The 13,771-nt window shown below is 72.2% G+C and carries 12 protein-coding genes; 5 read left to right on the forward strand and 7 right to left on the reverse strand.

All coding sequences use genetic code 11. The annotated features are described in order from the left end of the window. Window positions 1-509 (reverse strand): acyl-CoA dehydrogenase family protein (locus ACGF13_RS00005; protein WP_392866995.1); only part of this gene is annotated, 509 nt, incomplete at its 3' end. Window positions 510-727: 218 nt separating this feature from the next. Between ACGF13_RS00005 and ACGF13_RS00010 the strand changes: the two genes are divergently transcribed. Both ACGF13_RS00010 and ACGF13_RS00015 read left to right on the forward strand, forming a co-directional pair. Beyond that, the gene (locus ACGF13_RS00010) at window positions 728-2,065 is read left to right on the forward strand and encodes a UDP-glucose dehydrogenase family protein (protein ID WP_392866998.1); all 1,338 of its coding nucleotides are present in this window, start codon (window positions 728-730) and stop codon (window positions 2,063-2,065) included. A gap of 245 nt (window positions 2,066-2,310) precedes the next feature. After that, complete coding sequence (locus ACGF13_RS00015) at window positions 2,311-2,724, forward strand: CoA-binding protein (protein WP_392867001.1); 414 nt, start codon at window positions 2,311-2,313, stop codon at window positions 2,722-2,724. Window positions 2,725-2,727: 3 nt separating this feature from the next. Here the strand turns inward: ACGF13_RS00015 and ACGF13_RS00020 are convergent, their stop codons facing one another. The 3 genes from ACGF13_RS00020 to ACGF13_RS00030 are packed head-to-tail and all read right to left on the reverse strand — an operon-like array spanning window position 2,728 to window position 5,630. Then, a complete protein-coding gene (locus ACGF13_RS00020; protein WP_392867004.1) occupies window positions 2,728-3,936 on the reverse strand; it encodes a dipeptidase in 1,209 nt (402 codons plus the stop codon). Window positions 3,937-3,969: 33 nt separating this feature from the next. Beyond that, entirely contained in the window at window positions 3,970-4,494 is a 525-nt protein-coding gene (gene purE, locus ACGF13_RS00025; protein ID WP_392867006.1) for a 5-(carboxyamino)imidazole ribonucleotide mutase, read from the reverse strand. After that, entirely contained in the window at window positions 4,491-5,630 is a 1,140-nt protein-coding gene (locus ACGF13_RS00030; RefSeq protein ID WP_392867009.1) for a 5-(carboxyamino)imidazole ribonucleotide synthase, read from the reverse strand. The genes purE and ACGF13_RS00030 overlap by 4 nt, the downstream gene beginning before the upstream one ends. A 325-nt stretch (window positions 5,631-5,955) precedes the next feature. Between ACGF13_RS00030 and ACGF13_RS00035 the strand changes: the two genes are divergently transcribed. Then, window positions 5,956-6,435, forward strand: coding sequence for a GtrA family protein (locus tag ACGF13_RS00035; protein ID WP_392867011.1), 480 nt, complete (start codon window positions 5,956-5,958; stop codon window positions 6,433-6,435). Between the two features lie 56 nt (window positions 6,436-6,491). Here ACGF13_RS00035 and ACGF13_RS00040 read toward each other — a convergent pair whose 3' ends face one another. Both ACGF13_RS00040 and ACGF13_RS00045 read right to left on the reverse strand, forming a co-directional pair. Further along, window positions 6,492-7,736, reverse strand: a complete 1,245-nt coding sequence (locus ACGF13_RS00040; RefSeq protein ID WP_392867014.1) for an ATP-binding protein — start codon at window positions 7,734-7,736, stop codon at window positions 6,492-6,494. A 69-nt stretch (window positions 7,737-7,805) separates the two neighbouring features. Beyond that, the gene (locus ACGF13_RS00045) at window positions 7,806-8,480 is read right to left on the reverse strand and encodes a response regulator transcription factor (RefSeq protein ID WP_392867016.1); all 675 of its coding nucleotides are present in this window, start codon (window positions 8,478-8,480) and stop codon (window positions 7,806-7,808) included. Between the two features lie 329 nt (window positions 8,481-8,809). Between ACGF13_RS00045 and ACGF13_RS00050 the strand changes: the two genes are divergently transcribed. Then, window positions 8,810-10,333, forward strand: coding sequence for a peptide MFS transporter (locus tag ACGF13_RS00050; protein ID WP_392867018.1), 1,524 nt, complete (start codon window positions 8,810-8,812; stop codon window positions 10,331-10,333). Window positions 10,334-10,488: 155 nt separating this feature from the next. Next, the gene (locus tag ACGF13_RS00055; protein WP_392867021.1) at window positions 10,489-12,516 is read left to right on the forward strand and encodes a prolyl oligopeptidase family serine peptidase; all 2,028 of its coding nucleotides are present in this window, start codon (window positions 10,489-10,491) and stop codon (window positions 12,514-12,516) included. A 48-nt stretch (window positions 12,517-12,564) separates the two neighbouring features. On the opposite strand, the gene hutI is transcribed toward ACGF13_RS00055, so the two are convergent. After that, the gene (gene hutI / locus ACGF13_RS00060; RefSeq protein WP_392867024.1) at window positions 12,565-13,749 is read right to left on the reverse strand and encodes an imidazolonepropionase; all 1,185 of its coding nucleotides are present in this window, start codon (window positions 13,747-13,749) and stop codon (window positions 12,565-12,567) included. Between the last annotated feature and the right edge of the window lie 22 nt (window positions 13,750-13,771).

Consider the following 13,771-nt stretch of genomic DNA (forward strand, 5'->3'; position numbering starts at 1 on the left):
CCCGCGTTGGTGATCCACCGCTTCACACCGTTCAGCACCCAGAAGTCCCCGTCCCGCACCGCCCGGGTCTTCATCCCCGCCGCGTCCGAACCCGCTTCCGGCTCCGACAGGCAGTACGAGAACATCCCCTCACCACGCGCCAGCGCCCCCAGATACCGCGCCTTCAGCTCCTCCGAACCCGACAGCTGCACCGGCAGCGACCCCAGCTTGTTCACCGCCGGGATCAACGAGGACGACGCACACACCCGCGCCACCTCCTCGATCACGATCACCGTCGCCAGCGCGTCCGCCCCCGCACCGCCGTACTCCTCCGGCACGTGCACCGCATGCAGGTCACTGCCCTGCAGCGCGTCCAACGCCTCCTGCGGGAACCGCCCCTGCTCGTCCACCTCCGCCGCGAACGGAGCGATCTTCGCCTCGGCCAGCGAACGCACCGCCTCACGGAGCATCTCGTGCTCCTCGGAGATCCGGAAGAGATCGAAGTCAGCCGCCCCTGCGCTGCCCGCCATGATGCCTGCCTCGTCGTTCAGTGACCAACGCCCGAGCGAGGTCCGATCGACGCCCGGTGCGAGTCGAATCCGCGGTTAACTACCGTTCAGTAGAGATCCTAGGGCGCGGGCCTGCGGCTGCCTAGCGTCCCAGCCGTGCAGGTGATCCGTGCGTGCTCCCCGCGGGCGGATAGCATCAGGGCATCTGTACTGGTCGCGTCCGCATCCAAGGAGAACCCGTGACCCTCCGCATCTCCGTGATCGGCACCGGCTACCTCGGCGCCACGCACGCCGCCGCGATGGCCGAGTTCGGCTTCGAGGTGCTGGGTCTGGACATCGACCCGGACAAGATCGCCATGCTGACCGCGGGCCGCGTCCCGATGTACGAGCCCGGGCTGTCCGAACTGCTGCTCAAGCACGTGGCCGGGCACGAGGGTTCGACCGGACGGCTGCGCTTCACCACCTCCGCCCAGGAGGCCGCCGAGTTCGGCGACGTGCACTTCGTCTGCGTCAACACCCCGCAGCGCAAGGGCGAGTTCGCGGCCGACATGTCGTACGTCGACACCGCGATCGACGAGCTCGCGCCGCACCTGACCCGCCCCGCCCTGGTGGTCGGCAAGTCCACCGTCCCGGTCGGCTCGGCGGCCCGGCTGGCCGAGCGGCTGGCCGCGCTGGCACCGGTCGGCGAGGGCGCCGAACTCGCCTGGAACCCGGAGTTCCTGCGCGAGGGCTTCGCCGTGCAGGACACCCTGCGGCCGGACCGGATCGTGGTCGGCACCCAGAGCGAGCGGGCCGAGCGGCTGCTGCGCGAGGTGTACGCGGAGCCGATCGCGGCCGGGGTGCCGTTCATGGTCACCGACTTCGCGACGGCGGAACTGGTCAAGGCGGCCGCCAACTCCTTCCTGGCCACCAAGATCTCCTTCATCAACGCGATGGCCGAGGTCTGCGAGGCGGCCGGCGCGGACGTCACCCAGCTCAGCAAGGCGCTCGCCTACGACGAGCGGATCGGCGGCAAGTTCCTCAACTCCGGCCTCGGCTTCGGCGGCGGCTGCCTGCCGAAGGACATCCGCGCGTTCATGGCCCGGGCCGGCGAGCTCGGCGCCGACCAGGCGCTGACCTTCCTGCGCGAGGTCGACTCGATCAACATGCGGCGCCGCTCCCGGATGGTCGAGCTGGCGCGCGAGCAGTGCGGCGGCGGCTTCCTGGGCCGCCGGGTCGCCGTCCTCGGCGCCGCCTTCAAGCCCAACTCGGACGACATCCGGGACTCCCCCGCCCTCAACGTGGCCGCCCAGATCCAGCTCCAGGGCGCCCAGGTCACCGTCTACGACCCGAAGGCCGTGGACAACGCCCGCAAGATGTTCCCGTCCCTCACCTACGCCCACTCCGCCCTGGAGGCCGCCGAGGGCGCCCATGTCGTCCTCCACCTCACCGAGTGGTCCGAGTTCCGCGAGCTGGATCCGGCCACCCTCGGCTCCGTGGTCGCCGAGCGCCGCCTGCTCGACGGCCGCAACGTCCTGGACGCCGACGCCTGGCGTGCCGCCGGCTGGACCTACCGCGCCCTGGGCCGCCCGAGCTGAGGCGCCCGCCCGCACACCACGGAAGCGCCCGTCCCCGACCTCGGGGGCGGGCGCTTCCGCGTTCCCTGGCACAATTATTTGAACATGTTCAACTCTCGTGCGAGGATCGGGCCGTCCGCCATGCACGGTGGTCCGGAGACCGGGGGGCCTTCATGCGCAAGCTGCTCGTCGGCCCGGGTCGAGCTCCAGGCCTTCGACGTCCGACCGGCCGGAATCCCACGCGCCCGGGCGTCGTTGGTAGCGGCATGACGAGCTACGGCGACGAAGCGACGGTCCGCGGGATCCTCACCGGCGCGGGCGACACCTGGGCCGTGGTGGGCCTGTCCAACAACACCGCCCGGGCCGCCTACCGGGTGGCCCGGGTCCTCCAGCAGTACGGCAAGCGGATCGTGCCCGTGCACCCGAAGGCCGAGACGGTCCTCGGCGAGCAGGGCTACGCCTCGCTCGCCGAGATCCCCTTCCAGGTCGACGTCGTGGACGTGTTCGTGAACAGCGCGCTGGCCGGCGAGGTGGCCGACCAGGCGGTGGCCGCCGGGGCGAAGGCGGTCTGGTTCCAGCTCGGCGTCGTCGACGAGGCCGCCTACGAGCGGACCAGGGACGCCGGGCCGGCCATGGTGATGGACCGGTGCCCGGCCATCGAGATCCCGCGGCTCGGCTGAGGCTCAGCCGTCCAGCCGCGCGATGGTGGCGATGGACGGGCGCCGCTCGGCACGCAGCCGGGCGGCCACCGACTCGGCGTCGCGCAGGACGCGGACGGCGTTGTGCCAGGTGAGCTTGGCCAGGTCGGCCTCCGACCAGCGGCGGTCGAGGAGTTCGGCGACCAGGTTGGGGTAGCCGGCCACCGAGTCCAGGCCGTCGGGCAGGAAGGCGGTGCCGTCGAAGTCGCCGCCGATGCCGATGTGGTCGATGCCGGCCACCTCGCGCATGTGGTCGAGATGGTCGGCGACGGTGGCCGGGGTGGCGATCGGGCGCGGGTTGGCGGCCTCGAAGGCGCGCTGGCGCTCCATGGCCGGCGGGGTGGTGTCCAGCGGGTGGAAGCCGTGGGCGCGCATGTTCTCGTCGGCCTCCCGGGTCCACTCGATGGCGGCGGGCAGGATGAACTTCGGCACGAAGGTCGCCATCGCCACGCCGCCGTTGGCGGGCAGCTGGGCGAGCACGTCGTCCGGGATGTTGCGCGGGTGGTCGCAGACCGCGCGCGAGGAGGAGTGCGAGAAGACGACGGGCGCCTCGGTGACCTGCAGGGCGTCGCGCATGGTGTCGGCGGAGACGTGCGAGAGGTCGACCAGCATGCCGAGCCGGTTCATCTCCCGGACGACCTCCTCGCCGAACCGGGTCAGCCCGCCGGCCACCGGCTTGTCGGTCGCGGAGTCCGCCCACGGCACGTTGTCGTTGTGGGTGAGCGTCAGGTACCGCACGCCCAGTTCGTACAGGGCGCGCAGGGTGGCCAGCGAGCAGTCGATGGAGTGGCCGCCCTCGGCGCCCATCAGGGAGGCGATCCGGCCCTCGGCGCGGGCGGCCTCCATGTCGGCGGCGGTACGGGCCAGGCGCAGCCGGTCCGGGTAGCGCTCGACCAGGGCGTGGACGAAGTCGACCTGCTCCAGGGTGGCGCTCACCGCGTGGTCGCCGGCCAGCGAGGAGGGGACGTAGACGGACCAGAACTGCGCGCCGACCCCGCCCTCCGCGAGGCGGGCGAGGTCGGTGTGCAGGCGGTCGCTCTGGTCGGCGGCGAGGTCGAGCGCGCCGAGGTCGTACCCGGCCTGCTCGCGCATCGCCCAGGGGAGGTCGTTGTGGCCGTCCACCACGGGGGCGGTGCGCAGCAGGGCGCGGGCGCGGTCGAGCGGGGTGGGGGAGGAGTCCGTCCGAGAAGTCATACGGGCTGTTCTACCCCACCCCCACCAGCGGGATTACTTGCCGAATCCGAAGGAGGAGGAACCGGCCACCTTGGCGCGCAGCTTGGCGCCCTTCTCGGTGGCCTGGTTGTTCAGCTCGGTCTGGAAGTCGGTCATCTTCTCGGTGAGCTCGGGGTCGAAGGCGGCGAGCATCCGCACCGCGAGCAGGCCGGCGTTGCGCGCGCCGGCCACCGAGACGGTCGCCACCGGAACGCCGGCCGGCATCTGGACGATCGACAGCAGGCTGTCCATGCCGTCCAGGTAGCGCAGCGGCACCGGCACGCCGATGACCGGCAGCGGGGTGACGGAGGCGAGCATGCCCGGCAGGTGGGCCGCGCCGCCGGCGCCGGCGATGATCGCCTTCAGTCCGCGCTCGTGGGCCCGCTCGCCGTACGCGACCATCTCGCGGGGCATCCGGTGGGCGGAGACGACGTCCACCTCGTAGGGGACCTCGAACTCGTCGAGCGCCTGGGCGGCGGCCTCCATGACCGGCCAGTCGGAGTCCGAGCCCATCACGATGCCAATGAGCGGAGAGGTCATTCGGTGATCGTTCCTCGCAGGTAGGCGGCCGCGTGGCGGGCGCGCTCGCGGACGTCTTCGAGGTCGTCCCCGAAGACGTTGACGTGGCCGACCTTGCGGCCGGGCTTCACGTCCTTCCCGTACATGTGGATCCGCAGCCCGGGGTCGCGGGCCATGCAGTGCAGGAAGGGGTGGTACATGTCGGGGTAGTCGCCGCCGAGGACGTTGACCATGACGGTCCACCTGGCGCGCGGGCGGGGGTCGCCGAGCGGGAGGTCGAGGACGGCCCGCAGGTGGTTCTCGAACTGCGAGGTGACGGCGCCGTCCTGGGTCCAGTGCCCGGAGTTGTGCGGGCGCATGGCCAGCTCGTTGACCAGGATGCGGCCGTCCCGGGTCTGGAACAGCTCGACGGCGAGGTGGCCGACGATGCCGAGGTCGCCGGCGATCCGCAGGGCGAGCTGCTGGGCCTCGTCGGACAGGGCCGGGTCGAGGTCCGGCGCGGGGGCGGTGACCTCGGCGCAGACGCCGTTCTCCTGGACGCTCTCCACCACCGGGTAGGCGACGGCCTGGCCGCTGGGCGAGCGGACCACGTTGGCGGCCAGCTCGCGGACGAAGTCGACCTTCTCCTCGGCCAGCACCGCGACGCCGGCCAGGAACGGGGCCTGCGCCTGCTCCTCGTCGTCGACGACCCAGACGCCCTTGCCGTCGTAGCCGCCGCGGACGGTCTTCAGGACGACGGGGTAGCCGGAGCCCTCGTTCGCGAAGGCGGTGACGTCGGCCGGGTCGGCGACGATGCGGTGCCGGGGGCAGGGCACGTCGATGGAGTCCAGCTTGGCCCGCATCACGCCCTTGTCCTGGGCGTTGACCAGCGCGTCCGGGCCGGGGCGGACGGCGATGCCGTCGGCTTCCAGGGCCCGTAGGTGCTCGGTGGGGACGTGTTCGTGGTCGAAGGTGATCACGTCGCAGCCGGCGGCGAAGGCGCGCAGGGTGTCGAGGTCGCGGTAGTCACCGAGGACGACGTCGGAGACCACCTGCGCGGCGGAGTCCTGGGGCGTGTCGGCGAGGAGTTTGAACCTGACCCCGAGCGGGATGCCCGCCTGGTGTGCCATGCGGGCCAGCTGCCCGCCACCGATCATGCCCACCACTGGAAAATTCACATTGCCCGGGGAAGTCACGCGGCCCAGGATATCCGGGCCGGTCGGGGGCGGTGGAGCCGCCGGTGGGGCCTCCGGAGCGGACGCGCGTAGATGTCAACCCCCACCCCGGACGGCTGAGCCGTTCGATGGAAGCGGGTAGCCTGAACGGCCAGGTCCTCGTCCGCGCGGTCGGATCATGTGCGTGCACGCAGGGCTCAAGGGGTGTCCCCGGCCCAGTGGGACACCGCTTTTCCCCGCAGGTACATGGAGGCCACCCGGTATGGCGACGACCGCAGCTTCGAACCCCTCGCTCATGCAGAAACTGCGTGGGCTCAGGGGTGAGGTGGTGAAGTTCGCCATAGTCGGCGTGACCGGCGTGATCGTCAACGCCGGGGTCTTCTGGGTCTGCCTCAAGACGACCGGTCCGATCAACTCCTTCTCGGGCTACATCGCCACCAGCGTGGCGATCGGCACCAACTACCTCGGCTACCGCTACTGGCTCTACCGCGACCGGGACGCGGCCTCGCGCAAGCGCGAGATCACCCTCTTCCTGATCTTCAGCGGCATCGGCATGCTGATCGAGAACGGCATCAACGCCTTCTCGGTGCACGTGCTCGGCTACTCCTCGCCCACCAGCCAGCTGATCGCCAAGAACGTGATCGGTCTGATCGCCGGCACCACCTTCCGGTTCTTCTCCTACCGGACGTGGGTCTTCAAGGCGCTGCCGGAGACCGAGCAGGAGGTCACCGCCGACGGCCGGGAGCTGGCCGCCCAGGCCGAGCTGATGCTGGCCACCGAGCGGATCCGCTACGCCCAGGCCGAGTAGCCGCCCCTCCCCTCCCCTTGCCGGGCCCGCCCCCGCGGGCGGCGCCCCGACACGCCCTAACCCTCGTGGCTGCGCCCGAGGAAGAGCGCGAACACCGGCGGCTTCAGCGAGAGCAGTTCGAGCCGCCCGCCGTCCGCCTCCGCGAGATCGCGGGCGACGGCCAGCCCGATGCCGGTGGAGTTGCGCCCGCTGACCGCGCGCTCGAACACCCGGTTGCCGAGGTCCGGCGGCACTCCCGCGCCCTGGTCCTGGACCTCGACCACCACCGAGGTGCCGGACGGCCGTACCCGCAGGGTGATCGTCCCGGCGCCATGCATCAGCGAGTTCTCGATCAGGGTGGCCAGCACCTGGGCCACCGTCCCCGGGGTGCCGACCGCGGTGACCCCGTGCAGCCCCTCCAGGGAGAGCACCCGGCCCTGTTCCCGCAGCGTCGGGCCCCACTCCTCCACCTGCTGTTTGATCACCTCGTCGAGGTCGAAGGCGACGGCGGTGGGGCTGCGCGGGTCGCGCTGGGTGGTGAGCAGCCGCTGGACCACGTCGGTGAGCCGCTCGACCTGCTGGAGGGCGATGGTCGCCTCCTCCTTGACCGTCTCCGGCTCCTCGGCGAGGGCGGTGATCTCCTCCAGCCGCATGGAGAGCGCGGTGAGCGGGGTGCGCAGCTGGTGCGAGGCGTCGGCGGCGAGCCGGCGCTCGGCGGTGAGCATCCGGGCGATCCGCTCCGCGCTGGTGTCCAGCACCTCGGCGACCCGGTCGAGTTCGGGCACCCCGTAGCGGCGGTCGCGCGGGCGCGGGTCGCCGGAGCCGAGCCGCTCGGCGGTCTCGGCGAGGTCGGTGAGCGGCCGGGCGAGCCGCTTGGCCTGCCAGACGGCGAGCGCCACCGCGGCCTGGACGGCCAGCAGGGCGACCACGCCGAGCAGCAGCAGGTTGTTGGCGATCTCGTGGTCGACGTCCTCGCGGGACTGCTCGACGGTGACGGTCTCGCCGCTGTTGCCGCGCTCGACGGCCTTCAGCAGGTGGTTCCCGGCCGGGCGCTCGCCCGCGGAGACCACCGGCTGGCCGGGCACCTGCACCTCGACGTAGCTGCCCTCGGTGACCTGGCTCTCGAAGGCCCGCCCGGTGACCGGCTCCCCCGCGGCGAGCCGGCTCTCGACCAGGGCGAGCACCCGGACGGCGGCCGCGTCCACCCGGTCCTGGGCCGAGTTGACGATGGTCCGCTTCTCGACCAGGGCGAGCGGCACGCAGAACACCACGACCACCACCAGGACGACGCCCAGCAGCGAGTTGATCATCCGGCGTTTCACGCTGCCGCTCCCCGAGGTGTTCCGCTGCCGCGGGCCGAGGGCCCGCCTGGGGCCCGATGTCGTCAGGCGCTAATTCTTCTCGAACCGGAACCCGACTCCGCGCACGGTGGCGATGTAGCGCGGGTTGGCCGCGTCGTCGCCGAGCTTCTTGCGGAGCCAGGAGATGTGCATGTCCAGGGTCTTGGTGGAGGTCCACCAGGTGGTGTCCCAGACCTGCCGCATGATCTCCTCGCGGGTGACCACCCGGCCGGCGTCCCGGACCAGGACCCGCAGGAGCTCGAACTCCTTGGCGGAGAGGGTGAGTTCCTCGTCGCCGAGCCAGGCGCGGTGGGACTCGATGTCGATCTTCACCCCGTGCGCGCCGGTGGTGAGCTGGTCGACGTTGCCGCGGCGGAGCAGGGCCCGGACGCGGGCGAGCAGTTCGGCCAGGCGGAAGGGCTTGGTGACGTAGTCGTCGGCGCCGGCGTCCAGGCCGACCACGGTGTCCACCTCGTCGGCGCGGGCGGTGAGCACCAGGACGGGGCAGCTCTTGCCGTCGGCGCGCAGGCGACGGCAGACCTCCAGGCCGTCCATCTCGGGCAGACCGAGGTCCAGGACGACGAGGTCGACCTCCTCGGTGAGGCCGGCGGACAGTGCGGTCGGACCGTCCTCGCGGACGAGCACCTCATAGCCCTCGCGTCGCAGGGCCCGGGCGAGCGGTTCGGAGATCGCCGGATCGTCCTCGGCGAGCAGCACACAGGTCATGTGGTGATGGTAGTCCGCCCGGGTATGGCCGGACGCCCTGTGAGGTAGTTCACAGAGCGTGATCGTTATATAAGCCCTTGATCACGCCCAACACGACAGGGCAGACCGGCCGTTCAGCGAAGAATCCCCACTTGCATCTTGAATCCGAAGGAAGACACGCCCATCTACCATCGATAGATCGGGCAGATCCGTTGCCAACATGGCCATTCCCACACCTGATTCAAGGCTTTTGTCATCTGATAAAGCCAAATGTCGCCACGTAGAGTGGTTTCGTCCACGTCCGCCGCCACCCCCCTAGGCGGACGCTGTCAGGCAAGGAACAACTATTCATGGCGTCGAAGACCCTGGACGCCGACAAGACGTCGGCCTCTCCCAGCGGCAAGACCTTCCTCGGTCACCCCCGAGGTCTCGCCACCCTGTTCATGACCGAGATGTGGGAGCGCTTCTCCTACTACGGCATGCGCGCCCTGCTGATCTACTACCTGGTCTCCGGTGGCGCCGACGCCGCCGTGGGCAGCCAGGGCGGTGGCCTCGCCAAGTCGGCGGCGCTGGCGACGGCGGTCTACTCCGTCTACGTCTCGATGGTCTACCTCATGGCCTACCCCGGCGGTTGGTTCGGTGACCGGGTCTGGGGTGCCCGCAAGACCGTCGCCATCGCCGGGTTCGTGATCATGTTCGGCCACATCGCGCTGGCGATCCCCGGACAGGCCGCATTCTTCCTCGGCCTGCTCCTGGTCGCAGTCGGCTCCGGGCTCCTGAAGGCCAACATCTCCACGATGGTCGGCCAGCTCTACAACGGCCCCGAGGACCCGCGCCGCGACGGTGGCTTCACCGTCTTCTACATGAGCATCAACCTCGGTGCCTTCGTCGCTCCGTTCATCATCGGAACGATCGGCAAGGAGTACAACTGGCACCTGGGCTTCGGCATCGCCGCCGTCGGCATGGCCTTCGGCCTGGTGCAGTTCCTGCTGGGCAGCCGCCACCTGTCGCCCCGTAGCAGCGAGGTCCCCAACCCGCTGAAGCCCGCGGAGCGCAACAGCCTGCTGAAGAAGGTCGGCCTCACGGTCGTCGGCGCGGCCGTGTTCTACGGCGCCATCGTCGCGATGGGCGTCTACACGCTGAACTGGGCCCTCGTCCCGCTCACCGTGGCCGGCCTGCTGATCCCGGTGACCGTGCTGGTCCGGATCAAGCGCGACAAGGACCTGACCGCCGGCGAGCAGTCCAAGATGTCCGCGTACATCTGGTTCTTCGCCGCGGCCGCCATCTTCTGGATGATCTACGACCAGGGCGGTTCGACCCTCTCCCTGTTCGCGGACAAGAAGACCGCGGACAACCTGTTCGGCTTCGGCTTCTCGGCCACCTGGTACCAGTCGCTGAACCCGCTGTTCGTGATGGCGCTCGCCCCGGTGTTCGCCTGGCTGTGGCTGTGGCTCTCCCGCCGCAACAAGGAGCCGAACACCATCGTGAAGTTCTCGATGGGCCTGCTCCTGGTCGGCGCCTCGTTCTTCATCTTCATCGTGCCGATGAACATGGCGGACGGCGGCACCATGGTCTCCCCGATGTGGCTCGTCTCGATCTACCTGATCCAGACCATCGGTGAGCTGTGCCTCTCCCCGGTCGGCCTCTCGGTCACCACGAAGATGGCACCGCGGAAGTACGCCTCCCAGATGATGGGCGTCTGGTTCCTCGCCGTCACCGCCGGTGACTGCACCACCAGCCTGCTCTCGCTGGCCGGCGTCAGCCTCGACGGCACCGGCATCATCGCGATGCAGGCGTCGCTCGCGGTCCTCGCCGGACTCGCCATCTTCGGGTACCGCAAGCGGGTCCAGGCCCTCATGGGCGACGTGCACTGACCGACCCGCCTCCGGCTCACGACTCCGGGGCCGCCGTGGATTCCTGAGATCCACGGCGGCCCCGGTCGTCTTTTCCGGCCCGGCCGCCCGGGCGTCGGGTGCTCGGACGTCGAACGCTCGACAGAGGCCCGGCGGCCGTGCCTATGGTGCCCGGCATGACGACCCCCTCCTTACCCCGTCAGCTGGCCCGCACCCGGCGGTTCACCCTGGGCGTCCCCGTCCAGCCGGAACCCTCGCCGGACGGCACCACCGTGCTCTTCCTGCGCGGCCGGACCGGCACCGACCCGCTCGCCTGCCTCTGGGCCCTGGACACCGCCACCGGCGCGGAACGGCTGGTCGCCGACCCGGCCGTTCTCGGCGCCGACGAGGGCATCGCCGCGTACAGCACCGACGCCACCGGGACGCTCGCCGCCTTCGCCCTGGCCGGCGCCCTGTGGCTGGCCGACACCGCCGACGGCACCGTCCGCGCCGTCCCCGTCCCCGGCCCGCCGCGGGACCCGAGGCTCGACCCGACCGGCCGCCGGATCGCCTACGTCCTCGGCGGCGCCCTGCGGGTGGTCGGCGCCGACGGCACGGACGACCGCCCGCTCGCCGAACCCGAGGCCGAGGACGTCGCCTACGGGCTCGCCGAGTACGTCGCCGCCGCGGAGATGTACCGGGACCGCGGCCACTGGTGGTCCCCCGACGGCACCGCGCTGCTGGCCACCCGGGTCGACGACCGCCCGCTCACCCGCCTCTTCCTCGCCGACCCCTCCGACCCGCACCGCCCACCGCTCGCCGTCCGCTACCCGCTGGCCGGCACCGCCAACGCCGAGGTCTCGCTGCGGCTGCTCGGCCTCGACGGCACGGACACCGAGGTCCGCTGGGACCGCGCCGCCTTCGAGTACCTCACCGCCGCCGGCTGGGACGCCCACGGCCCGTACGCCGCCGTGCAGAGCCGCGACCAGCGCACCGTCCGCACCCTGGCGATCGGACCGGACGGCACCACCCGGGTGCTGGACGAACGGCGGGACGCGCACTGGATCGAACTGCTCCCCGGCCTGCCGGCCCGCACCGCGGGCGGCGCCCTGGTGGACACCGCCGACCTGGGCGACACCCGGCACCTGACCGTCGACGGCGAGCCGGTCACCCCGCCCGGGCTCCAGCTGCGCGCCGTGCTCGGCACGGACGGCGAGCAGGTGCTGTTCACCGCCTCCGACGAGCCCACCGAGACCCACCTGTGGACGTACGGACCCGACACCGGCCCCCGGCGGCTGAGCGGCGGCCCCGGTCTGCACACCGGGGTGCGGCGCGGCGGCACGCTGGTGCTCACCACCCGCGCCCCCGGCCACCCCGGCGGCCGCTCCACCGTCCTGCGCGAGGGCCGCCCGGCGCTCCCGCTCGCCTCCCGCGCCGAGCCGCCGGCCCGCACCGCGGCACCCGAACTGCTCCGGCTCGGCCCGCGCGAACTGCGCGCCGCGCTCTTCCTGCCCGCCGGCCACCGCCCCGGCGACGGCCCGCTGCCCGTCCTGCTCGACCCGTACGGCGGGCCCGCCCTGCAGAAGGCCACCACCGGCGGCTTCTGGTGGGACCAGGTCTCCCAGTGGTTCGCCGACCAGGGCTTCGCGGTGCTGGTCGTGGACGGCCGCGGCACCCCCGGACGCGGGCCGCGCTGGGACAAGACGATCCACGGCGACAAGGCGGAGCCCGCCCTCGGCGACCAGGTCGAGGGCCTGCGGGCGGCCGACCGGCTGCGGCCCGGGCTGCTCGACCTCGACCGGGTCGGCATCCGCGGCTGGTCCTACGGCGGCTACCTCGCCGCCCTCGCCGTGCTGCGCCGCCCGGACGTCTTCCACGCCGCCAGCGCCGGGGCCGCCCCCACCGACTGGCGGTTCTACGACACCCACTGGCAGGAGCGCTTCCTCGGCCACCCCGACGAGTATCCCGAGCACTACGACGGCGGCTCGCTGATCGCCGAGGCGCCGAAGCTCAGCCGCCCGCTGCTGCTGATCCAGGGGCTCGCCGACGACAACGTCCACCCGGCCCACACCCTGCGGCTGTCCGCCGCCCTGCTCGCCGCCGGCCGCCCGCACGAGGTCCTCCCGCTGCGCGCCACCGGCCACCAGCCCACCGACGAGGCGGTGGTGGAGCACCTGCTGACCCACGAACTGCACTTCCTGCGGCGCTCGTTGGGCCTGGCATGAACGCAGGCCCGCCCCCCGGCCGGGGGGCGGGCCTGCGCGGCCGGGCCGTCAGACCTCGCGGACGCCCGCCCGCCAGACCGCCGCCGTCAGCGGCACGCCCGGCCGGTACGCCAGGTGGACGTGCGAGGGCGCGTCCAGCAGCAGCAGGTCGGCCCGCGCGCCGGGCGCGACCACACCGACGTCCGTGCGCCGCAGCGCCCTGGCGCCGCCCGCGGTGGCCGCCCAGACCGCCTCGTCCGGGGTCATCCCCATCTCCCGCACCGCGACCGCGATGCAGAACGCCATCGAACTCGTGAAGCTGGAGCCCGGGTTGCAGTCGGTGGACAGCGCCACCACCGCGCCCGCGTCCAGCAGCCGGCGCCCGCTCGGGTACTCGGCCCGGGTGGAGAACTCCGCCCCCGGCAGCAGGGTGGCCACCGTCCGCGAGCCGGCCAGCGCCGCCACGTCCTCGTCCGTCAGATGGGTGCAGTGGTCCGCCGAGGCGGCCCCCAGCTCGACGGCCAGCTGCACGCCGGGCCCGTACGAGAGCTGGTTGGCGTGCACCCGGGGGGTGAGGCCGCGCTCGATCCCGGCGGTCAGGATCGCCCGGGCCTGCTCCCCGTCGAAGGCGCCCTGCTCGCAGAACACGTCCACCCAGCGGGCGTGCGGGGCGCAGGCGTCCAGCATCTCGCCGGTGACCAGGTCCACGTACCCGGCCGGGTCCTCGGCGTACTCGGGGGCGACCACGTGGGCGCCCAGGTAGGTGGTCTCCGGGGTGTGCGCGGCGGCGATCCGCAGGGCGCGCGCCTCGTCCTCGACCGTCAGCCCGTAGCCGGACTTGCACTCGATGGTGGTGGTGCCCTGGCGCACCGCCTCCCGGACGAACCGGGCCAGGTTGGCGTCCAGTTCGGCGTCGCTCGCCGCCCGGGTGGCCGCCACCGTGGTCCGGATGCCGCCCGCCGTGTACGACTGCCCGGACATCCGGGCGTTGAACTCGGCGGTGCGGTCGCCGGCGAACACCAGATGGGCGTGCGAGTCGACGAAGCCGGGCAGCAGGGCCCGGCCCTCGGCGTCGAAGCGCTCGTCCGCCGCCGGGGCGTCGGCGGCCGGGCCGACCCAGGCGACGGTGCCGCCGTCGACCACCACGGCCGCGTCGGTCAGCAGGCCGAGCGGCCCGGCGCCCTGCCCGGGGTCGTTGGTGACCAGGCTGCCGATGCCCGTGATCACAGTGGTCCTGGTGGTCCTGGCGTTCAAGGGGAGGCCTTCCGAGGGGAGT

Origin of the sequence: Kitasatospora sp. NPDC048286, from assembly GCF_043201735.1 — a bacterium.
Classification (GTDB): Bacteria; Actinomycetota; Actinomycetes; order Streptomycetales; family Streptomycetaceae; genus Kitasatospora.